Origin of the sequence: Actinomycetospora aurantiaca, from assembly GCF_037401875.1 — a bacterium.
Lineage (GTDB): Bacteria > Actinomycetota > Actinomycetes > Mycobacteriales > Pseudonocardiaceae > Actinomycetospora > Actinomycetospora aurantiaca.
On sequence record NZ_JBBEGN010000006.1, the window covers coordinates 162,782 to 183,143 of the forward strand.

Annotated in this window: 19 protein-coding genes; 6 read left to right on the forward strand and 13 right to left on the reverse strand. The window is 73.4% G+C overall.

The features are described 5' to 3' along the window. Positions 1 to 34 precede the first annotated feature (34 nt). Positions 35 to 817, reverse strand: coding sequence for an alpha/beta fold hydrolase (locus WCD74_RS14595; protein ID WP_337695580.1), 783 nt, complete (start codon positions 815 to 817; stop codon positions 35 to 37). A gap of 231 nt (positions 818 to 1,048) precedes the next feature. On the opposite strand from WCD74_RS14595, the gene WCD74_RS14600 reads away from it, so the two are divergent. From WCD74_RS14600 to WCD74_RS14615, 4 genes are all read left to right on the forward strand, one after another. Then, a complete protein-coding gene (locus tag WCD74_RS14600; protein WP_337695581.1) occupies positions 1,049 to 1,936 on the forward strand; it encodes an aldose 1-epimerase family protein in 888 nt (295 codons plus the stop codon). Beyond that, a complete protein-coding gene (locus tag WCD74_RS14605) occupies positions 1,933 to 2,838 on the forward strand; it encodes a carbohydrate kinase family protein (protein ID WP_337695582.1) in 906 nt (301 codons plus the stop codon). Before WCD74_RS14600 ends, WCD74_RS14605 begins: the two co-directional genes overlap by 4 nt. Before the next feature lie 202 nt (positions 2,839 to 3,040). Continuing rightward, the gene (locus WCD74_RS14610) at positions 3,041 to 4,345 is read left to right on the forward strand and encodes a citrate synthase (RefSeq protein WP_337695583.1); all 1,305 of its coding nucleotides are present in this window, start codon (positions 3,041 to 3,043) and stop codon (positions 4,343 to 4,345) included. 104 nt (positions 4,346 to 4,449) lie between these two features. Beyond that, complete coding sequence (locus WCD74_RS14615) at positions 4,450 to 5,832, forward strand: cryptochrome/photolyase family protein (RefSeq protein ID WP_337695584.1); 1,383 nt, start codon at positions 4,450 to 4,452, stop codon at positions 5,830 to 5,832. Here the strand turns inward: WCD74_RS14615 and WCD74_RS14620 are convergent. The 7 genes from WCD74_RS14620 to WCD74_RS14650 all read right to left on the reverse strand — a co-directional run bounded on the left by WCD74_RS14620 (position 5,819) and on the right by WCD74_RS14650 (position 14,120). After that, positions 5,819 to 6,985 carry an ABC transporter permease gene (locus WCD74_RS14620; RefSeq protein WP_337695585.1) on the reverse strand — a complete coding sequence of 389 codons (1,167 nt, stop codon included), beginning with the start codon at positions 6,983 to 6,985 and terminating at the stop codon, positions 5,819 to 5,821. The two genes, WCD74_RS14615 and WCD74_RS14620, sit on opposite strands and share 14 nt — an antisense overlap. Then, entirely contained in the window at positions 6,982 to 7,893 is a 912-nt protein-coding gene (locus tag WCD74_RS14625; protein WP_337695586.1) for an ABC transporter ATP-binding protein, read from the reverse strand. Before WCD74_RS14625 ends, WCD74_RS14620 begins: the two co-directional genes overlap by 4 nt. 569 nt (positions 7,894 to 8,462) lie before the next feature. Continuing rightward, positions 8,463 to 9,491 (reverse strand): gamma-glutamylcyclotransferase family protein, encoded by a 1,029-nt coding sequence (locus WCD74_RS14630; RefSeq protein WP_337695587.1) that lies wholly within the window; start codon positions 9,489 to 9,491, stop codon positions 8,463 to 8,465. Positions 9,492 to 9,640: 149 nt separating this feature from the next. After that, the gene (locus WCD74_RS14635) at positions 9,641 to 10,285 is read right to left on the reverse strand and encodes an MBL fold metallo-hydrolase (protein ID WP_337695588.1); all 645 of its coding nucleotides are present in this window, start codon (positions 10,283 to 10,285) and stop codon (positions 9,641 to 9,643) included. Beyond that, positions 10,285 to 11,373, reverse strand: coding sequence for an S-(hydroxymethyl)mycothiol dehydrogenase (locus WCD74_RS14640; RefSeq protein ID WP_337695589.1), 1,089 nt, complete (start codon positions 11,371 to 11,373; stop codon positions 10,285 to 10,287). The genes WCD74_RS14635 and WCD74_RS14640 overlap by 1 nt, the downstream gene beginning before the upstream one ends. A 147-nt stretch (positions 11,374 to 11,520) precedes the next feature. Next, positions 11,521 to 12,699 carry an acetyl-CoA C-acetyltransferase gene (locus WCD74_RS14645; protein ID WP_337695590.1) on the reverse strand — a complete coding sequence of 393 codons (1,179 nt, stop codon included), beginning with the start codon at positions 12,697 to 12,699 and terminating at the stop codon, positions 11,521 to 11,523. A 161-nt stretch (positions 12,700 to 12,860) separates the two neighbouring features. Beyond that, positions 12,861 to 14,120 carry an alpha/beta fold hydrolase gene (locus tag WCD74_RS14650; protein WP_337695591.1) on the reverse strand — a complete coding sequence of 420 codons (1,260 nt, stop codon included), beginning with the start codon at positions 14,118 to 14,120 and terminating at the stop codon, positions 12,861 to 12,863. A gap of 244 nt (positions 14,121 to 14,364) precedes the next feature. Between WCD74_RS14650 and WCD74_RS14655 the strand changes: the two genes are divergently transcribed. After that, entirely contained in the window at positions 14,365 to 15,096 is a 732-nt protein-coding gene (locus WCD74_RS14655) for a beta-ketoacyl-ACP reductase (protein ID WP_337695592.1), read from the forward strand. Here the strand turns inward: WCD74_RS14655 and WCD74_RS14660 are convergent. Next, the gene (locus tag WCD74_RS14660) at positions 15,060 to 16,157 is read right to left on the reverse strand and encodes an alpha/beta hydrolase (protein WP_337695593.1); all 1,098 of its coding nucleotides are present in this window, start codon (positions 16,155 to 16,157) and stop codon (positions 15,060 to 15,062) included. The genes WCD74_RS14655 and WCD74_RS14660 overlap by 37 nt on opposite strands. A 498-nt stretch (positions 16,158 to 16,655) precedes the next feature. Between WCD74_RS14660 and WCD74_RS14665 the strand changes: the two genes are divergently transcribed. Next, the gene (locus WCD74_RS14665) at positions 16,656 to 17,264 is read left to right on the forward strand and encodes a TMEM165/GDT1 family protein (protein WP_337695594.1); all 609 of its coding nucleotides are present in this window, start codon (positions 16,656 to 16,658) and stop codon (positions 17,262 to 17,264) included. 1 nt (position 17,265) lies between these two features. Here the strand turns inward: WCD74_RS14665 and WCD74_RS14670 are convergent, their stop codons facing one another. The 4 genes from WCD74_RS14670 to WCD74_RS14685 are packed head-to-tail and all read right to left on the reverse strand — an operon-like array spanning position 17,266 to position 20,301. Continuing rightward, positions 17,266 to 18,057, reverse strand: coding sequence for a heparin lyase I family protein (locus WCD74_RS14670; protein ID WP_337695595.1), 792 nt, complete (start codon positions 18,055 to 18,057; stop codon positions 17,266 to 17,268). A 40-nt stretch (positions 18,058 to 18,097) separates the two neighbouring features. After that, positions 18,098 to 18,316, reverse strand: coding sequence for a three-helix bundle dimerization domain-containing protein (locus WCD74_RS14675; protein WP_337695596.1), 219 nt, complete (start codon positions 18,314 to 18,316; stop codon positions 18,098 to 18,100). Positions 18,317 to 18,325: 9 nt separating this feature from the next. After that, entirely contained in the window at positions 18,326 to 19,177 is an 852-nt protein-coding gene (locus WCD74_RS14680) for a glutamate racemase (RefSeq protein WP_337695597.1), read from the reverse strand. Between the two features lie 20 nt (positions 19,178 to 19,197). Next, on the reverse strand, positions 19,198 to 20,301 hold the full coding sequence (locus WCD74_RS14685) for an SDR family oxidoreductase (RefSeq protein WP_337695598.1): 1,104 nt from the start codon (positions 20,299 to 20,301) through the stop codon (positions 19,198 to 19,200). Positions 20,302 to 20,362 lie beyond the last annotated feature (61 nt).

Genomic DNA, 20,362 nt, shown 5'->3' on the forward strand with positions numbered 1-20,362 from the left:
GATGTCAGCGATGGTCCGTTGCTGACATCTGACGTCAGGACGGCGCCACTCGCACGTCGTCCAGCACGTCCACCAGCGGGCCGGGCCGCAGCTGCACCCCGAGGTGGCTGGTCGGCAGGTCGACGACGCGGAAGGGCAGGCCGAGTGCCTCCGCGTCCGCGACGAAGCGGTCCTGCAGCGCCGGCATGAGCGCGCGGTCCGCGGTGAGCCGCACGTAGGTGTGCGGCACCCGGCCCCAGCACTCGGGGTCCACCGTCACCGCCGCCTCGTCGACGACCAACGACTCGCGGCCGTCCATCGTCGCGAGCATCGCCAGCAGCTCGGTGCGCGTCCCGTCGGCGAGCAGGGCGTCCTGCAGCTCGTCACGGGCGTCGGGTGCCGTGAAGTCCACCCGCAGCTCGCCGACCTCCGCCGGGTCGGCGGTGAGCAGGCGCGGCGCCAGCGCGTCGAGCGCCGACGGCGCCACCGAGGCGTAGGTCGACGGCCCGCCGGTCACGCAGCACCAGGCCGACACGTACACGACGTGCGCGAGCAGCTCCGGCACCGCGTTCGCGACGGCCGTCACCGTCAACCCGCCGCGGCTGTGCCCGACGAGCACGACGGGCCCGTCGAGGGCGCGGACCACGGCGGTGACCGCGGCGACGTCGTCCGCGGTGGAGATGCCGGCCATCCCGGTCTCCCGGGCGTCGAGGCCGTGCCCGGGCAGGTCGACCGCGAGCGCCCGGTGCCCGCGCAGCGTGAGCTCGCGCGCGGTCGGGCCCCAGGCGGCGGCGGTGGAGAACGCCCCGTGGACGAGGACGTAGGTGATCGATGACATGGGAGCACTCCCGGGGGTCGGACGGACACGACGGCGGGTGCTCAGATCACGCCGCGGACGATAGGGCCCGTCCCGACGACGGGTCCACCGGGATTCGGCCGCCGCGAGTGCGCCATGACGCAGGTCCGGCGCGTCCGGGACCTGCTCCACGGAGCACTCGCGCCGTGAGTCCCCGGGCAACCGGTTGCGCGGACCGCCCCGGCGCCCGCCGCGACCCACTACGGTGCCGCCATGGCGCCGAGCGAGTTCGAGATCCGGGCCGGGGACGCGCGCGCCGTCGTGACCGGCACCGGTGCCGGGCTGCGCCTGTTCACCGTCGGCGGGGCCCACCACGTCGAGACCTACGAGGGCGATCCGCCGATGGGCGCCGGCTGCGTGCTCATCCCGTGGCCGAACCGCACCGCGGGCGCCCGCTTCGACTGGGACGGCACGACCCGGGAGCTCGACGTCACCGAGCCCGCGCGGAGGAACGCCATCCACGGCCTCGTCCGGAAGCGGCCGTGGTCCCTCGTCGAGCACGCGGATGACGCGGTCACCCTGGCGATCGACGTCCCCGCCGAGCACGGGTGGCCGCAGCCGCTGCACGTCGAGACGACGTACGCGGTCGAGCCGACGCAGCTCACCGTCACCCACGTCGTCACGAACACCGGCGACGGCGACGTGCCCGCCGGCGTCGGCACCCACCCCTACCTGCGCGCGGGCGACCATCCCAGCGGCGAGTGCACGCTGACGGTCCCGACGGCGACCGTCCTGGACGTCGACGACGCCCAGATCCCCGTCGGAGCGGCCCGCGAGGTGACGGCCGAGGAATCGTTGCGCCGGGCCCGCCGGGTCGCCGACCTCGACCTCGACACCTGCTTCGGCGTCCGGCCCGGTGTCGCCGGCGTGCTGGCCGAGCTCGTCGCGCCCGACGGGACCGGCACCCGGCTCTGGGGCGACCGCAACGTCGCCTGGGTGCAGGCGTTCACCCCGGACAGCCCGTTCGGGCGCCCGGGCAAGGCCGTGGCGGTGGAACCGATGACCTGCCCGCCCGACGCGCTGAACTCGGGGACGGACCTCGTCGTCCTCCAGCCCGGCGCGACGTGGACGGTGCGCTGGGGACTGGAGGCGCTGTCGTGATCGTGTCCGGAGGCGAGGCCCTCGTCGATCTGGTGCCCATCGAGCGGGGTCCGCTCTCCCCGCTCGCGCCGCGGCTCGGCGGCGGCCCGTACAACGTCGCGGTCGGGCTCGGACGGCTCGAGGTCCCCACCGCGATGCTCACCCGCCTGTCCACCGACGCCTTCGGCGACGCGCTGCTGGCCCGGCTGGTGGAGTCCGGCGTCGACACCGGCCTGGTGCAGCGCGGCGAGGAGCCGACCACGCTCGCCGTCGTGACCGTCGACGAGGCCGGCCACGCCCGCTATTCCTTCCACGTCGAGGGCACCGCGGACCGGCTGGTGACCGATCCGGGACCGCTCGAGGTGGACGCGCTCGCCGTCGGGACCCTCTCGTTGCTGCTCGAGCCCGGCGCGTCGGTCTACACCGAGCTCGCCCGTCGCGGCGCCGAGCGCGGCCTGTTCGTGAGCCTCGACCCCAACATCCGCCCCGCGCTGGTCGGTGACGCCGACGAGGTGCGCGGCCGGCTGGACGCGATCGCCGCCGTCGCGGGCCTGGTGAAGCTCTCCGACGAGGACGCCGCGTGGTGGGGCCGCGAGCCGGAGGAGCTGCTGGCTGCGGGAGCCGGCGCGGTGGTCGTCACGCGCGGCGCCGAGGGCCTCCGCGCGTTCACGACGGCGGGTGTGGTCGAGGTCCCGGCGGACACGTCGCGACCGCTGGTGGACACGATCGGGGCGGGGGACTCGGTGCACGGCGCGCTGCTCGCCCACCTGCACGACCACGACCTGCTGGACCGTGCCGCGGTCGCCGACCTGGACGCCGACGGCTGGCGGGACGCGCTGGGGTTCGCCGCCCGCGTGGCGGGGTGGACGTGCTCGCGGGCGGGCGCGGAGCCGCCGACGCGGGCCGAGCTCGCGCAGGGGTGACCGGTTCCACTGCGGTCGGCGGCGTTTCCCGTGCTGCGGTGATCGCGGCGCGGGCGCTACGGTTCGCGCAGCGTACGACGCCCCACACCCGCGGGAGTTCGCCCCGGGAGTGACGCCGCTCCGGCGCGGTGACCGACCGTCCCCGTGTGCGGTCCGGCGCCGCCCCCTCTCCCGCACGAGAAGCGTGAGAGGGATGCATTCGATGGCCGACGACGGCGAGAAGCGCACCGCGACCCTGTCCTACCCGGGCGGGGAGCACACGATGGAGATCGTCGAGGCCACGGAGGGCTCGTCCGGGATCCAGCTGGGCAAGCTCCTCGGCGAGACCGGTCTGATCACCCTCGACCCGGGCTTCGTGAACACCGGGTCCTGCCGCTCCGACATCACCTACATCGACGGTGACGCCGGCATCCTGCGCTACCGCGGCTACCCCATCGAGCAGCTGGCGAAGAACTCGACGTTCGTCGAGACCAGCTACCTGCTCATCTACGACGAGCTCCCCACCAAGACCCAGCTCGAGAACTTCACCGACCAGATCCAGCGGCACACGATGCTGCACGAGGACCTGAAGAAGTTCTTCGACGGCTTCCCCGCCGACGCGCACCCGATGCCGGTGCTCTCGTCCGCGGTCTCGGCGCTGTCGACGTTCTACCAGCGCTCGCTGGACCCGTTCGACGAGCCGAACGTCGACCTGTCGACGGTCCGCCTGCTCGCGAAGGTCCCGACGCTCGCGGCCTACGCCTACAAGAACTCCATCGGGCAGCCGTTCCTCTACCCGGACAACAACCTGTCCCTGGTGGAGAACTTCCTGCGGATGACCTTCGGGCTGCCGGCCGAGAACTACGACGTCGACCCCGAGATCGCCAAGGCGCTCGACATGCTGTTCATCCTGCACGCCGACCACGAGCAGAACTGCTCGACGTCGACGGTGCGGCTGGTGGGCTCGTCGCAGGCCAACCTGTTCGCGTCGATCTCCGCGGGCATCAACGCCCTGTTCGGCCCGCTGCACGGCGGCGCGAACGCGGCGGTCCTGACGATGCTCGAGAACATCCGGGACAACCACGGCAACACCGACGACTTCGTCGCGAAGGTCAAGAACAAGGAGCCCGGCGTCCGCCTCATGGGCTTCGGGCACCGGGTCTACAAGAACTACGACCCGCGCGCCGCCATCGTCCGCGACACCGCCCGCGGCATCATCGAGAAGCTCGGCGGCGGCGACGAGCTGCTCGAGATCGCGACCAAGCTCGAGGACTACGCCCTCAACGACGAGTACTTCGTCGAGCGCAAGCTCTACCCGAACGTCGACTTCTACACCGGCCTGATCTACCAGGCCATGGGCTTCCCGACCGAGATGTTCACCGTCCTGTTCGCGATCGGGCGCCTCCCGGGCTGGATCGCCCACTGGCGCGAGATGATCGAGGACCCGGACACCCGCATCGGCCGCCCGCGGCAGGTCTACACCGGCCCGACCGAGCGCGACTTCGTCCCGGTGGACCAGCGCTCGTAGTCCCGAGTTGAGCGAAGGGCCCCTTCGGTCGATCTACTCGACCGGAGGGGCCCTTCGCTCGGTCCGCGACGCTTCCCGACGGCGGGTGCGGGTACCTGGGACGCATGGCTTCCGAGGAGACCGCCGTCATCTGGTTCCGCCGCGACCTCCGCGTGCGCGACCAGCCGACGTTCCTCGCCGCGAAGGAGCGCGCCGGGCGGGCGCTGGCGCTGTTCGTCCTCGACCCGACGCTGCTGGAGCCGGCCGGACCGCGGCGCACCGCGTTCCTGTACCGCAGCCTGCGTGCGCTCGACGACGACCTCGGCGGGCGGCTGCTCGTGGTCAAGGGCGACCCCGCCGAGGTGGTGCCGAAGGTCGCCAAGGCGGTGGGCGCGAACTCGGTGCACGTCGCCGCCGACTTCGGTCCGTACGGCCGGCAGCGCGACGAGGCGGTGGAGAAGGCCCTCGGTGACGTCGAGTTCGTCCGGTCGGGCTCGCCGTACCTGACCGTGCCCGGCAGCATCACGAAGTCCGACGGCGACCCGTACAAGGTGTTCACGCCGTTCTCGCGGGAGTGGGCCAAGCGGCTCGGGAAGGACACCGAGCCCGCGGACACGGACGCGAAGACCTGCACCTGGATGGACCCGTCGGACAAGGACGGCGGGCCGCGCGCGGTCAAGGTCCCCGACGACCCGAAGGTGGACGCCGAGCTGCCCGAGGCGGGGGAGAAGGCCGCCCGCGAGCAGTGGGAGGCGTTCGTCGACGAGCACCTGTCCGACTACGACGAGATGCGCGACCGCCCCGACCGGCCCGGCACGAGCCGGATGAGCGTGCACCTGAAGTACGGCACGGTGCACCCGCGCACCCTGCTCGCGGACGCGACGGGCAACGGCCAGGGTGCGACGTCGTTCCGCAACGAGCTGTGCTTCCGCGACTTCTACGCCCACGTGCTCTGGTGGTTCCCGCGCAGCGCCCGCGAGAACTTCGACCCGAAGTTCGATCCGATCAAGCTGGACAGCAACAAGGAGGCTCGGCAGCGCTTCGAGGCCTGGCAGGAGGGCCGCACTGGCTACCCGGCGATCGACGCCGCGATGCGACAGCTGCGCGGCGAGGCGTGGATGCACAACCGGATGCGGATGGCCGTCGCGTCGTTCCTGGTCAAGGACCTGCACCTGCCGTGGTGGTGGGGCGCGACGCACTTCATGAACCTGCTCGTCGACGGCGATCTCGCGTCCAACCAGCACGGCTGGCAGTGGGCCGCCGGGACGGGCACCGACGCGGCGCCGTACTTCCGCGTGTTCAACCCCGTGACCCAGGGGGAGCGGTTCGACCCGCAGGGCGACTACGTGCGGCAGTGGGTCCCGGAGCTCGCCGACGTCGACGGCCTCGACGGCAAGAAGGTCCACCAGCCGTGGAAGCTCGACGAGCCGCCGGCGGACTACCCGGCGCCGATGGTCGACCACAAGGCGGAGCGGCAGGAGGCGCTCGACCGGTTCAACGCCCTGTGAGCGCGTCCCGCCACGACACCCGCGCACCGGTCCGTAGGACGGACCGCGCGTAGATCCGGCCGGCCAGCCACAGCACGCCCGCGGTGAACGCGAGCGTCAGGGCGTAGGCCAGCACGACCTGCCACACCGGGACGTCACCGAGCGCGATCCGGGCGGGCAGGATCAGCGGGGTCCACGGCGGGACCAGCGACAGGACCGCGAGGGCGGTCGAGGTCGGCGCCGAGAGGACCAGGTTGAAGCCCGCCACGAAGCCGATGAGCACGACGATCGACACCGGGGTCAGCACGCTCTGCGTGTCCTCCTGGCGGGAGACCAGCGAGCCGAGCGCGGCGTAGATCGTGGCGTAGAGCGCGAAGCCGATCAGGTACCAGGTCAGCACCGACACCAGGGTCCCGGTGAGCCCGGCCCCGGCGACCAGCAGCCCGGCACTGCCCGCGACCGCCAGCCCGACCCCGCCGAGGATCACCAGCTGCGTCAGCCCCACCGCCCCGAGCCCGAGGACCTTGCCCAGCAGCAGCTGCCAGGGGGCGACGGTCGCGAGGACCAGCTCGACGACGCGGCTGGACTTCTCCTCGACGACGCCCTGCGCCACCATCGCGCCGTAGGTCTGGATGGAGAAGAACAGCAGGAACGCGCCGAACGCGCCCAGGCCGATGCGCAGGCCGGACGCCGGGTCCTCCGGCCGGGCGGCCACGACGACGGGTTCCGCGGCCGCGACGGCGGCGTCCGCTGCGGCGGGGTCGGGCAGGAGCTGCTGCTGGGCCACCAGGCTGGTGGCCACGGAGACGATGCTGCCGGTGCCACTGCCCAGCGAGCGCTCGACGTCGACCCGCGGACGCGTCGGCGGGCCGGACAGCGCGGCGTCGGCCTCCCCGGAGGCGACGAGGGCCTGGCCGGCGGCCGCGTCCGGGACCGGGAGCACGCGCACGATCCGTGCCTGGTCGTCGGCCGCGGTGCGCAGGGCCGGGGCGATCGCCTCGGTCTCCGCGGCGACGGCCACCGTCGAGGTGCCGGAGTCCCCGCCCGCGATCGAGCTGACGAACAGCGAATAGCCGACCAGGACCAGCAGGATCACCGCGGTGGACACCACGAACGCCCGCCCGCGGACGCGCGACAGGAACTCGCGGCGGGTGATCAGCAGGATCGTCCTCACGCGGCGCTCCCCTCCGCGTGCTCGCCGTGGTCCATGGCCTCGCGGAAGAGCTCGGCGAGGGACGGCCGGGTGCGGGTGAACTCGTGGACCGGCCCGGTGGCGAGGGCGGCGTGCAGCAGGGCCTGGTCGTCGGCGCCGGGCGCGAGGGTGACGACCGTGCGATCGTGCTCGGCGCGGCTCGCCGTCACGCCCGGGACGGTGTCGGCCCAGCCGGCCGGGGCGTCGGGGGCGTGCACGACGACGCCGCCGTTGCCCGCGCGCAGCTCGTCCACCCGGCCCTGCACCACCATCGTCCCGTCCCGCACGATCCCGACCCGGTCGCACAGCCGCTCGACGAGCTCGAGCTGGTGGGAGGAGAAGACGACCGGCGCGCCTGCGTCGCACCGCTCCCGCAGCACCGCGCTCATGACGTCGACCGCGACCGGGTCGAGACCGGAGAAGGGCTCGTCGAGGACGAGGACGTCGGGCTCGTGCACGAGCGCGGCCGCGAGCTGGACCCGTTGCTGGTTGCCGAGGCTGAGCTTCTGGACCTCGTCGCCGACGCGGGTGGCGACGCCGAGCCGCTCGGTCCAGCGGGCGGCGGACGCCCGCGCGTCGGCGGCGGACAGGCCGTGCAGCTCGGCCAGGTAGCGCAGCTGCTCACCGACGGCCATCCGCGGGTAGAGGCCGCGTTCCTCGGGCATGTAGCCGATGCGCCGGCGGCGCGCGGCGTCGACCGGGCGGCCGTCCAGGCGCACCTCGCCCGCGTCGGCGGTCAGCACCCCCAGGACGATCCGCATCGTCGTGGTCTTCCCGGCGCCGTTCGCGCCCACGAAGCCGAACAGCTCGCCCGGTCGGACGGCGAACGTCATGTCCTGCAGCGCCCGGACGGTGCCGTAGCGCTTCGAGACACCGTCGACCTCGAGCATCTGATCACTGTCCCGTCCGCCCCGGTGGCTGTCCACCGGAGGCGGGTCGGGGTGCGATCACCCGATCGTGATCAGGTCGAACCCGGCCGGGCCTGGAGCCGCGGACCCGCGACAGAGCAGCATGGCGGTCGGATCGGGGCCGGGTTTGCTGGCGGGCTGGGGGTGCGGGTGCGGCTGCTCGTCGTCCTGGTCGTGACGGTCGCCCTGCTCGCCGCGGCGGCCCCGCTCGCGATCACCCAGGCCCCGCGCCTGCACTCGCCGGGACTCGCGCTCGTGGCGTTCGCCGTCGCGGGCCTGGCGCTGCTCGCGGGGCTCGCGCTGCTCGTCCGCGCCGCCGTGCTGCTGCGGCGGGACCGCGGCCCGTCGGACGCCGCGCCCCACCCGGCCGCGGTGGCCCTCGCCGACCAGCCGCCGGCAGACGACGCGGTGACCGACCCGCGCCCGGGCGCCGACCGGATCGTCCTGGTCCAGACCCGCGGCCGGGTCGCCGTGTCCGTCGCCGCCGCGACGAGCCCGCCCCGGCACGCGCGCCCGGAGCACCCGGAGGACCTGGACGACCCGGCGACCGCTCAGGCCGGGTCGGACCAGGAGTCGGTCACGGTGGGCCAGTCCGCCGGCGGCGCGGAGTCCCACAGCCAGGCCCACGCGAGCTCGGGCGTCGAGGCGGCCGCCGCGGCACCATCGGGGGCGCGGTCCGCGTCGTTCGCCGAGCGGTACACCGCGACCCGCTCGCGCCGGTAGTCCGGCCCCTCGTAGGCGTCCAGCGCGGGCATCGCGCCCGCGGGGTCGGCGAGGGTCACGACATGGCCGCGCACCGTCCCGGGGCCCGGGACGAGCGCGGGGTAGCCGCGGCCGGTGTCGTGCACGATCCCGGTCCCGACGGCGGGTGCGGTCGCGACCGCGTGCGGCGCGAGCCGCCACCACGCGGACGCACCGGGCTGCAGGGTGCCGTAGACGAAGACGCGGTCGGGCCACGTCCGCGGGTCCGGGCACCCCTCGACGACGTCCGCGGCGTCGTCGGGCACGCCGCCCGGCACGCCGGTGAGGTGGCGGGCCGCGTCCTGCGACACGTCCCGGACCCGGACCGGCGCCCCGTCCACCAGCAGCGGCGACCGGTCGGTGCGCGGCGGCTCGTCCGGGCGCCGCGGTGCCGGCCAGTACCCGAGCACCGGGTCCAGCCGCACCCCGCGCTCGTCGACCACCGTCGCGGCGTGCAGCCACGCGAGGTCGTACCGGGTGCCACGTCCCTCGCAGCGGTCGAGCACCGCGACCTGGTCCGGGGTCGCCAGCCAGACGTGGTGCACCTCGCCCGCCGTCGTACCACCCGCCTTTGTGACGTCCAGTGTCAGCATGGCCGCACTGCTGACACACGGGGAACCCGGGACCACCGCCAGCGTCGCCGGGCGCGCGTCGTCCCGCACCCGCAGGCCCGCCGCCCAGACGGCGGCGACGCCGTGCACGCCGACCCGCAGGGCCACCACCGGACCCGGCAGCCCGAGCTCCCGGCGCAGCCACGTGATCTTCGACGGGCACGCGTTGGAGCCGAAGGCGAGGACCGGCAGACGGCCTGCGAGGGGCACGTCGAGCAGCTCGTCCACGCCGGTGGAGCCGACCCGCCAGCCGCCGCGGGCCCCGTCGTCGGGAACGAGCCGGTGGGTCAGCCCGTCGGCGTGCAGGAACGAGAAACCCGGCGCGACCCCGGGGTAGGGGTCGGCCGGGTACTCGTCGTCGTGATGTGCGGACGGGCTCAGTAGCCGCGCTCGCGGTACTCCTCGAGGCGCGCGGCCTCGTCGCCGACCTTCGTCGTGTCGCCGTGCCCGGTGCGCACGATCGTGTCGCCGGGCAGCGAGAACACCTTGTCGGCCAGCTGCTCGATGAGCACGTCGAAGTCCGAGTACGACGGCCCCGTGGCGCCCGGGCCCCCGTTGAACAGGGTGTCGCCGGAGAACAGGGTGCCGATGTCGGGCGCGTAGAACACCGTCGAGCCGGGGGAGTGCCCCGGCGTGTGGATCGCCCGCAGGTCGATCCCGGCGATGGTGAACGTCTCGCCGTCGGTGATCTCGCCGTCCGGCTCGCGGTCGGGGTAGGTGAGGTCCCAGACCACCCGGTCGGCCGGGTTGAGCAGGATCGGCGCGTCGAACGCGGCCGAGATCGCTGGGGCCGCGTTGACGTGGTCGTTGTGCGAGTGGGTGCACAGGATCGCGACGACGTTGCGGTCGCCCACGGCCTTCTTGATCGCCTCGGCGTCGTGCGGGGCGTCGAGCAGGATGACCTCGGAGGAGTCGCCGAGGATCCAGACGTTGTTGTCGACGTCGAAGGAGTTGCCGTCGATCTGGAACTGTCCGGACGTCGTGATGTGCTCGACGCCCTCGCCGATCTTCTCGGCCGCCATCAGAGGACCACCACCGAGCGCAGCACGTCGCCGTGGTGCATCTTGTCGAACGAGGACTCGACGTCGTCGAGGGAGATCCGCTCGGTGACGAACTTGTCCAGCGGGAAGCGTCCCTGCAGGGCGAGGTCGACCAGCATCGGGAAGTCCCGGCTGGGCAGGCAGTCGCCGTACCAGGACGAGGACAGCGACCCGCCGTGGGAGAAGAACGGCTGGAAATCGGCCTCGAGCTTCATCTCCGGCGACGGCACGCCCACCAGGACCAGGCGGCCTGCGAGGTCGCGCGCCTCGAACGCCTGCTTCCACGTGGCCGGGATGCCGACCGCGTCGATGACGACGTCGGCGCCGAAGCCGTCGGTGAGGTCGCGGATGCCCTGCACCGGGTCGGTCTGCTTGGCGTTGATGGTGTGCGTGGCGCCGAAGCCCTTCGCCCACTCCAGCTTCCGGTCCTCGGTGTCGACCGCGATGATCGTGGTCGCCCCGGCCAGCGCCGCGCCCGCGATCGCCGCGTCACCGACGCCGCCGCAGCCGATGACGGCCACGGTCTCGCCGCGCGCGACCTTGCCGGTGTTGATCGCCGCGCCGGCGCCGGCCATGATCCCGCAGCCGATCAGCCCGGCCTGGGCCGGATCGATGTCCGGGTTGACCTTGGTGCACTGCCCGGAGTGGACCAGCGTCTTCTCCGCGAACGCCCCGATGCCCAGGGCCGGCTTGAGCTCCTCGCCCGTGTCCTTGAGCGTCATCGCCTGCGCGGCGTTGTGGGTGTCGAAGCAGAGGTGGTGCTTGCCCTTGCGACAGGCACGGCACACGCCGCAGACCGCGCGCCAGTTGAGGATGACGTAGTCGCCGACCTCCAAGCCCTCGACGCCCTCACCCAGGGCCTCGACGGTGCCCGCCGCCTCGTGGCCGAGCAGGAACGGGTAGGCGTCCTCGATGTTGCCCTCGCGGTAGTGCAGGTCGGTGTGGCAGACCCCGCACGCCTGGATCGCGACGACGGCCTCACCGGGACCCGGGTCCGGCACCACGATCGTCTCGACGGTGACCGGCTTGCCCTTCTCCCGGGACACGACGGCCCGGACCTCCTGCGGCATTCTCGCCCTCCACGTCGTCGGCTGATGCGCTCATGCGCGCCTGTGCAGGGTTCCACGTGACGCCGGGCACTACGCAAGACCTCGGAACGAAAGACGGGCGACCACCTCGCGTGAGGTGGCCGCCCGTCGTCGTGCGGAGCGATCGATCTACACGTGCAGGATCAGGCCCGAGCCCTGCCCGCCGCCGCCGCACAGGCCGGCGGCACCGATCCCGCCGCCGCGGCGCTTGAGCTCGTGGGCGAGGTGGATCGCGATCCGGGCGCCGGACATGCCGACCGGGTGGCCCAGCGAGATGGCCCCGCCGTCGGGGTTGACCCGGTCCGGGTCCACGCCGAGCTCCTGGGTGGACTGCAGCGCGACCGCGGCGAACGCCTCGTTGAGCTCGAGCATCTCGAGCTGGTCGGCCTTGAGGCCCTCGCGCTCGAGCGCCTTGAAGATCGCCCGCGACGGCTGCGAGAGCAGCGAGTTGTCCGGGCCCGCGACCCAGCCGTGGTGGCCGATGCGGGCGAGGACCTCGAGGCCCAGCTCCTTCGCCTTCTTCTCCGACATGACGACCGTCGCGGCCGCGCCGTCGGAGATCTGCGAGGAGGTGCCGGCGGTGATGATGCCGTCCTTGGAGAACGCCGGCCGCAGCTTGCCCAGGCCCTCGGCGGTGGTGTCGCCGCGCACGCCCTCGTCCTCGGTGACGACCACCGGGTCGCCCTTGCGCTGCGGCACGGAGACCGGGGCGAGCTCGGCGTCGAAGCGCCCGTTCTTCGCCGCGTCGGCGGCACGCTGGTGCGAGGACGCGGCGTAGGCGTCCATGGCCTCGCGGGTCAGCCCGATCGCCTTGGAGAACTTCTCGGTGGACGCGCCCATCGACTCCTGGTCGTAGACGTCGGTCAGCGCGTCGTACTCGGTGGCGTCGAGGATCTGGCCGCCGCCGTACTTGTAGCCGCGGCGGGCCTTCGGCAGCAGGTACGGCGCCGCGGTCATGGACTCCATGCCGCCCGCCACGACGATGTCGTAGTCGCCCGCCTGGATCATCTGGTCGGCGATCGCGATCGCGTCGAGGCCGGACAGGCAGACCTTGTTGAGCGTGAACGACGGCGTCGACATCGGGATGCCGGCGTCGGTCCCGGCCTTGCGGGCGGGGTTCTGGCCGGCGCCGGCCTGGATGACCTGACCCATGATCAGGTACTCGACCTGGTCACCGGTGATGCCCGCCTGCTCGAGCGCCTTGGCGATGGCGGTGGAGCCGAGCTGCTGGGCGGACTGGTCGGCGAAGGCGCCGGACAGCTTGCCGATCGGCGTGCGGGCGCCGGAGACGATGACGGAGCCGGGCATGGACTTCCTCCTGGTCGGTGGCAGGGGTTCTCACGATCACGACGGGGCAGGTTCACCTGAGGACCGCGACGACCGCCGGGTCCTCGAACCTACCCGTGTCGGGCCCCGCACCCCAGGGCCGAAGGTGCCCCCGAGGTGCAGGACCGCTCACGAGGATCGGTTCAGTGCGCGGTGACCCCGGAGTAGCGCGCCACCTCGTCCAGCAGCGGGGGCCACTCCTGGCGCAGCGCCTGGTTGCCCATGAACAGGCCCAGGTGCCCGCCCGGGGCGGTGCGCTTCCACACCTGGTCCGACGGGGTCGACACCGCGTCCGCGGCCCGGAAGACCTGGACCGGCGGCGTGATGTGGTCGGTCGCGCCGCCGAGCAGGAACAGCGGGCAGGACAGGTCGGCCATGTCCAGCCGCTTCCCGCCGACCTCGAGGCGGCCCTCGATCAGCTCGTTGCCGGAGAACAGGTGCTCGACGAGCCAGAGGTAGAACGTGCCGGGGACGTCCTGCGTGTGCTTGAACCAGTCCTCGAAGGCCTGGTAACGCGCGATGGCCACGGGGTCGTCGAGGTGGCGCAGCAGGTCGACGTGCTTGGCGATCTCCGCGTCCGGGCTCATCGCGATGAAGCCGTTGAGCACGAACTGGCCGGGCATGTTGCCGCGGCCCATGGCGACCATGGTGCGGTACGGGAGCTTCCCGTAGCGCCGGGTCATCACCCGCGACGAGGCGCCGATGGCGGTGTCGCCGGCGTGGAAGTCGATCGGGGCGCCGGCGAGGGTGAGGGTGTTGACCCGCTCCGGGTGCACACAGGCGTAGATCGTCGAGAGCCATCCGCCCTGGCAGTCGCCGACCAGGTTCACCGACGTGTGGCCGGTGCCCTCGAGCGCGGAGTCCACGGCGCGGTCGACGACCGCCACGTAGTCCTCGATCGTCGTGCCCTTCGTGGCCTGGGTGGCGCCGACCCAGTCCAGGGTGAACGCGCGCGTCAGGCCGGCCTGCCGGATGACCTGCATCTGGGACTGGGTGGGCTGGAAGTCGACGATGCAGGAGTCGTGCCCGGCCTGCGGCGGCAGGACGAGGGTCGGCACCACGTCGTCGGTGGCGCCGGCGCTGAAGTCGCGCAGCCGCGCGATCGGGGTCTCCCAGACGACCGTGTGCTCGTTGGACCAGGACGGCTTCCGGCGTCCGAGCACGTGCCGCCACCAGCGGGCGGCGTCGTAGACGGTGCGGTGCGGGGTGGCGGCCTGGGCCAGGGCGCGCGTGGTGACGTAGGCCCCGCCCTCGACGAGCGCGGTGGTCGCCTTCCGCAGCGTCTCGCCGCGGAAGGTCCGGAGGTAGGCCGCGGGGTCGACCGGGTCGACGGCCGGCGCGTCGGGCGCGGTGGCGGCGTCGTGGATGGCGTCGTGGACGGCGCCGGTGGTGGGGGCGGTCATGGGACTCCTCCTCGGCCGGCCCGGCTCCTCGTGGGTCCGCCGGGCGCCGGGACGGCCCCCGGCGTCGTCGCCAGGCTGCTCGGTGAACCGTAGGTGCGCTCGGCATAGTTCGCAACGAGGCGGTCTCCGGCCATCACGAGTGTGTCCCGGACCGCACGAACGGGTGTGACCGCGGCCACCAACGGGCACGCAGACCATCGGGGGAGCCGAGACGACGAACGGGAAGAGGACTTCGATGGCGGACATGACCGGACAGGTCGCCGTGGTGACGGGCGGCGCGCGAGGCATCGGGAAGGCGATCTCGGAGCGCCTCGCCAACCGTGGTTGCAAGGTCGCCGTCGGCTACTCGAGCGGGCGGGACGCGGCGGCCGAGCTGGCCGAGAAGTACCCCGGCATGACGATCCACCAGGGCAACATCGGAGCCCGCGAGGACTGCGAGCGGGTGGTCCAGGAGGTCTACGACCAGCACGGCCGCATCGACATCCTGGTCAACAACGCCGGCATCACCGCGGACAAGATGCTGCACAAGATGGAGGTGGACGACTGGGACAAGGTCGTCCAGGTCAACCTCTCGGGCACCTTCTACATGTCGCACCTGGTCTTCCAGCACATGCGCGAGCGCCAGAGCGGGCGCATCGTCTCGATCTCCTCGGTGATCGGCGAGCGCGGGAACGCCGGGCAGGCCAACTACGCGGCCACCAAGTCGGGCCTGTTCGGCCTGACGATGTCGCTGGCCATGGAGGGCGCGAAGAAGGGGATCACCGCGAACTGCGTGGCGCCCGGCTACATCGAGACCGACATGGTCGCGGGCGTCCCCGAGTCGGCGCTGGAGAAGATCGTGGCCCAGGTGCCGGTGGGGCGCCTCGGCCAGCCCGACGACGTGGCGCGGGTCGTGGAGTTCCTGTCCGACCCGGACTCGAACTACATCACCGGGCAGGTCTACTCGGTCAACGGCGGGCTGTTCATGTCGTCCTGACCGATGCCGAAGGTGCTCGCGAGCTCGTCGCAGATCTCGTCGAGCGCCGCGCCGGCCGCCCGGCACATGCCGGGGAACGTCATGAAGCCGTGCACCGCGCGCGCGTGGTCGGAGTGCCGCGTCGGCACCCCGGCCGCGCGCAGCCGGTGCGCGTAGGCGACGCCGTCGTCGTGCAGCGGGTCGACCTTCGCGGTGATCACCAGGGCGCGCGGCAGCCCGCGGTGGTCGGGCGCGAGCAGCGGCGAGCAGAGCGGGTCCGACGCGTCCCCGTCCGGGCCGAGGTAGTTCGTGCGGAAGACGTCCATGTCGGCGCGGGTCAGCAGCGGGCCGCGCTCGAAGGCGGCCGTGGACGGCGCGTCCAGGGTCAGGTCGACGACGGGGTAGATCAGCACCTGCGCGTCGACGCCCGGCCCGCCCTCGCGCGCCATCATCGCGACGACGGCGGCGAGGTTGCCGCCCGCGCTGTCGCCCATCACCGCGACCTGGTCGGTCCGGCCCCCGAGGGCGTCGGCGTGGCGCACCGCCCAGACCAGCGCGGCGTACCCGTCGTCGCGGCCCGCGGGATAGGGGTGCTCCGGGGCGAGCCGGTAGTCCACCGACAGCACGAGCGCCCCGACGCGTGCGGCGACCTGTGCGCAGAGCCAGTCGGACTGGTCGAGGTTCCCCAGCGACCCGCCGCCCCCGTGGTAGTTCACGACGACCGGCAGGCCGTCCTCGCGTCGCCGACCCCCGGGCAGCGGACCGTGCGGGCGGTAGAGGCGCACGGTCGTGGGGTCGGGGGCGCCGAGGTCCACCCGCAGGTCGGTCAGCGAGACGTCCGCGGGCATGGGGCCGAACACCCGCGAGGTCACGACGTTGTGCGACAGCCGGCGGTTGCGGGCCCGCGCGAGGGCGCCGGCGTCCATGCGGCTGATCGCGATGACGCCGGCCCGGTCGGTGAACCAGGTGAAGACCCGGGTGCGGACGTCGATGTCGACGGCGGCCGCGTGCCCGCTGACGTCGCGGTCCTCCCGGGGCGGCCGGAGCCGGGCGAACACCGGGTGCATCGTCGGACCCGTCATCACGCCTCCTCTCGCTGCGTCGCGATATCGCCGTCCGCCCCGTTCGGCGGTCGACAACGGCATCGTTGCTCCGTTCGAGAACGTGACATCGATCATGTCCGGCGGTGCTTCACGACGCCAGGCGCTTGCGGTCCCCCGATGGTGGTCGCTCGGTGACCGGCGTCCGGGAACCGTGCCCCTGGACGGGTGACGGCGCGTCGAGGCGGCGACATGCCGTCACACCCGGACGGGCGGTGCGGCACCGTGACCCAGGTCGCGACGGGCGGTCACGACGGTCCGACCTGCTAGTGTCTGGATCGAACGAGGGGGAGTAGCTCCCAACACCGCGGTCGACACACTGATCGCACCCCGGACCCGTCCGGGTGTGCATCCGGTCGCGGCGGCCACCGCGCGGCGGTGGCGGGCGAGACCTTCGGTTCCGATCCGTTGCACGTACGGGTCGGGCCGGAGACCTGCGCCCAGGCCCTCCGGCCCGAGCCGGAGGACGAGAGGACCCTCGTGAGCCCCATCGTGGCCACGTTCCTGGCCGCCACGGCCGTGAGCTTCGCCGTGATCTTCGTGGCCGAGCTCGGCGACAAGAGCCAGCTGATGGCTCTCACCTTCGCCACCCGGTACCGGGCGCTCCCGGTGCTGATCGGGATCACCGTCGCCACCGCGGTGGTGCACGCGGTGTCCGTCGGCGTGGGCTACCTGCTCGGCGCCGCGATCCCGACGTTCTGGATCAGCCTGGTCGCCGCGGTCGCCTTCCTCGGGTTCGGTCTCTGGACCCTGCGCGGCGACGAGCTCACCGCGGACGAGCAGACGAAGGCCCGTCGCTCCGGCGGTTCGGCGGTCGCCGCCGCCTCGGTGGCGTTCTTCCTGGCCGAGCTCGGCGACAAGACGATGCTCGCCACCATCACCCTGGCCACCCAGTACCAGGGGTGGGGCGGGGTCGTCGGCGTGTGGGCCGGCTCCACGGTCGGCATGGTGGTCGCCGACGGTCTCGCGATCGCCGTCGGGCGACTGCTCGGGCGCAACCTGCCGGAGAAGGCGATCCGCATCGGGGCTGCGGTGCTGTTCTTCGCCTTCGGGGTGTGGCTCGGCGTGGAGGCCTTCCTGACGCGCTGACTCACGAGCCGGAGGCCAGCGACGAGGCCGCCTCCCGGCTGGTGGCGATGACGACGTCGTCGTAGACGACCGAGGCCCCGGTGTCGAGGTCGGAGGAGCGGTACAGCCCGGTCTTGAGGTAGGAGACCTCGTCCGGGTACAGGGTGCCGCCGCGGGGGCGGTAGTCCGACACGACCTCGCGGCCGTCGAGCAGGACGTCGACGCTGCCCTCGTCGGGATCGTCCGAGAAGTGCACGCGCAGCACGAGGTCGGTCCGCGCGCCGGCCCGCGCCGGGCCGATGTCGCGCGTCCAGTGCTCCCCGATCCCCTCGCCGCCGTCCAGCACGAATCGGCCGTCGCGGACCTGCACCGCCAGGGGCGGGCTCCCGTCCCCGGAGTTCTTCCACTGCGCGATGACCTGCCAGTCCGAGGCGTCCACGGGGAAGTCGCCGGGCAGGTGGACCGCGAGACCGAACCAGTACTCGTCGCCCGGCCGGAAGCTGCGGTACGCGGGCTCCAGTTCGGAGCGGGTGCCGCCGGCCGGGACGGAGTACTCCACGGCCGCACGCCCGGGCACGTCGGGCGAGGACACCGCCCGCGGGTCCTCGGCGTCCTGGGTGTTCCAGGGCGTCACCCGGTAGGAGTCCAGGACGGACGCCCGGTCGGTCCCGGAGCGCCACACGACGCCCTCGCCGGTCGGTCCCGACGACGGGCCGCGCGAGGAGGACGTGGGTCCCGCGCACCCCGCGAGCAGGAGCGCGAGCACCGTCCCGACGACGAGCGTGAGGGCCGCGGGGCGGCCGGGGGAGCGCACGTCCCCGAGGCTACGGACGCGCGGTGAACGCCGGGTGCGCTCAGGCGGTGCCGGTGATGCGCAGGCGCACCGAGCGCTCCACGAGGATCGGCAGGAACGACCGGACGCGGGCCCCGGAGAGCCGGTCGCGGGCCTCCGCGACGGCCCCGCGCACCGTGTCGGGCGAGACGCCCTCGGCGGTCCAGCGGGCGACGAGGCGCTCCTCGGTCTCGGCGAACCCGGCGTCGTCCGTGCGGGTGGTGGTGGACGCGGTCAGCATGTCCGGTATTCAACGACCGGACAGCGGCCGGGCACCAGCGATCGACGCGCGGCTCACATCAACAGGATCTCTGATGGCCGGCGGGAGGACCGCCGCCTCGATCCGGCCGCCGGCGGCGAGGGCCGCGCCGACCGGGTAGGTCCGGGCGGGCGCGGGCAGCGGGCCCTCGTCGCCGGAGAGCACCACCGAGACCGGGGCGGGCTCGGCGCCGGGGGCGGGGTCCAGCCCGAGGCGGCGCAGGGTCTGACCCGCGACCGCCCCGGCGCTGTCGTAGAGCCGGACACCGGGCAGCGCCGCGGCGATCTCGTCGGAGACCATGGGGTAGTGGGTGCAGCCCAGGACGATCCCGCCCACGTCCTCCGGTGTCCGGGCCGCGGCGGCGTCGACCGCGGCCGTGATCGCGGCCGGGTCGGCGGTCTCGACGGCCCGCGCCAGGCCCGGGCACGGCACCGGCGTCGCCTGCCCGGGTGCGGCGAACAGCGACACCAGGTCGGCCTGGTAGGCGCTCGCGCTGGTGGCCTCGGTCGCCCACACGCCGAAGGGGGCACCGGACGCCGCGGCGGGCTTGATGGCGGGCACGGTCCCGACGACGGGCCGGGCCGGCTCGAGCTCGGCCCGCAGCGGCACGAGGGCGTTGACGCTCGCGGTGTTGCACGGCACCACGACCGCGTCGGCGCCGCGGGTGAGGGCCAGCCGGGCGGCGGCCAGGACCCGCTCGACGATCCACTCCCCGGGCCGGGCGCCCCACGGCATGCCGTCCGGGTCCATCAGCAGGTCCAGGTGCGCGTCGGGGCGCAGGTGCCGCAGCCAGCCCGCCGTCGGGAGCATGCCGAGGCCGGAGTCGATGAGCGCGATGCGCACGCCTCCAGGGTAGCGGTGGGTCACACCATCGCGGCGCTGCCCACCTCCGGGTGGGAGCGGAAGAACTCCACCATCGGGCCCACGTGGTCGGCGAAGCGCGGGCACGACACCCCGACCTCGGCGAGCAGCGCGGTGGTGGCCGCGGTGTCGTAGAGCGTGGGGTGGGTGAGGTACTCCAGCGTCGACGACGGGACCTTGAACAGGCGGCCGACGCCGGGGACGTGGTCGATGCCGAAGGCCGCCAGCGACGTCGGCATGGGGACCGGCCGCAGCCGCCGCCCACCCTGCGCGGCGAACGCCTCGCTCATCTCGAGCACCGTCGGCGGGTCCGGCTGCGCCAGGGCCACCGTCCGCCCGATCGCGGCCTCGTGGCCGGCCAGGGCGGCGATCCCGTCCACGACGAAGTCCGAGGGGACCAGGTTGAAGGCCACCCGGTCGGCCCCGTGCGGCAGCGGCATCAGCGCCGTCGAGCCCTGGCGCAGGAGCAGCTGCAGCACGTAGTACGGGCCGTCGAACTTCTGCGTGCGCCCGGTCACCGAGTCCCCGACCACCACCGACGGCCGGTAGATCGTCACCGGCAGCCCGGCGTCGCGGGCCTTCGCGACGACGCGCTCGGCCTCGTGCTTGGTGTGGTCGTAGTGGTTCGCGAACGGCTGGCCGAGTTCGAGGTCGTCCTCGTAGAACACGCCGTCGTAGCGCCCGGAGACGTAGCAGGTGGACACGTACTGCAGGCGGCGCAGGCCTCCGGCGCCGGCCGCGCGCCGCGCGAGGTCCACGACGTGGCGGGTGCCGTCGACGTTGACCCGCCACGCGATCTCCGGGGCCACCGAGAGGTCGTAGACCGCGGCCAGGTGGAAGATCTCCAGCTGCTCGCCGAGCAGCCGGTCGATGACCGCGGGGTCGAGGCCCAGACCCGCCGTCGTGATGTCCCCGACCACGAGGTCGGTCCGGCCCGCGATCGACGGGTCGGAGCGCTCGAGGTCCGCCAGCGCCTCGCGGGCGGTGCCCAGCCAGCGCTGCTGCACCAGCGCGACCGCGCGGGCATCCGGGTCGCGCCGCAGGGTGCGGGGGAGCAGGGCGGAGCCCAGGAAGCCGGGGAACCCGGTGAAGAGGACGGCGGTCACGGGGGCGAAGGGTGTCATCCCGGGCGTGCGGGGGCATCTTGCGCGGCAAGGGACGTCGAGC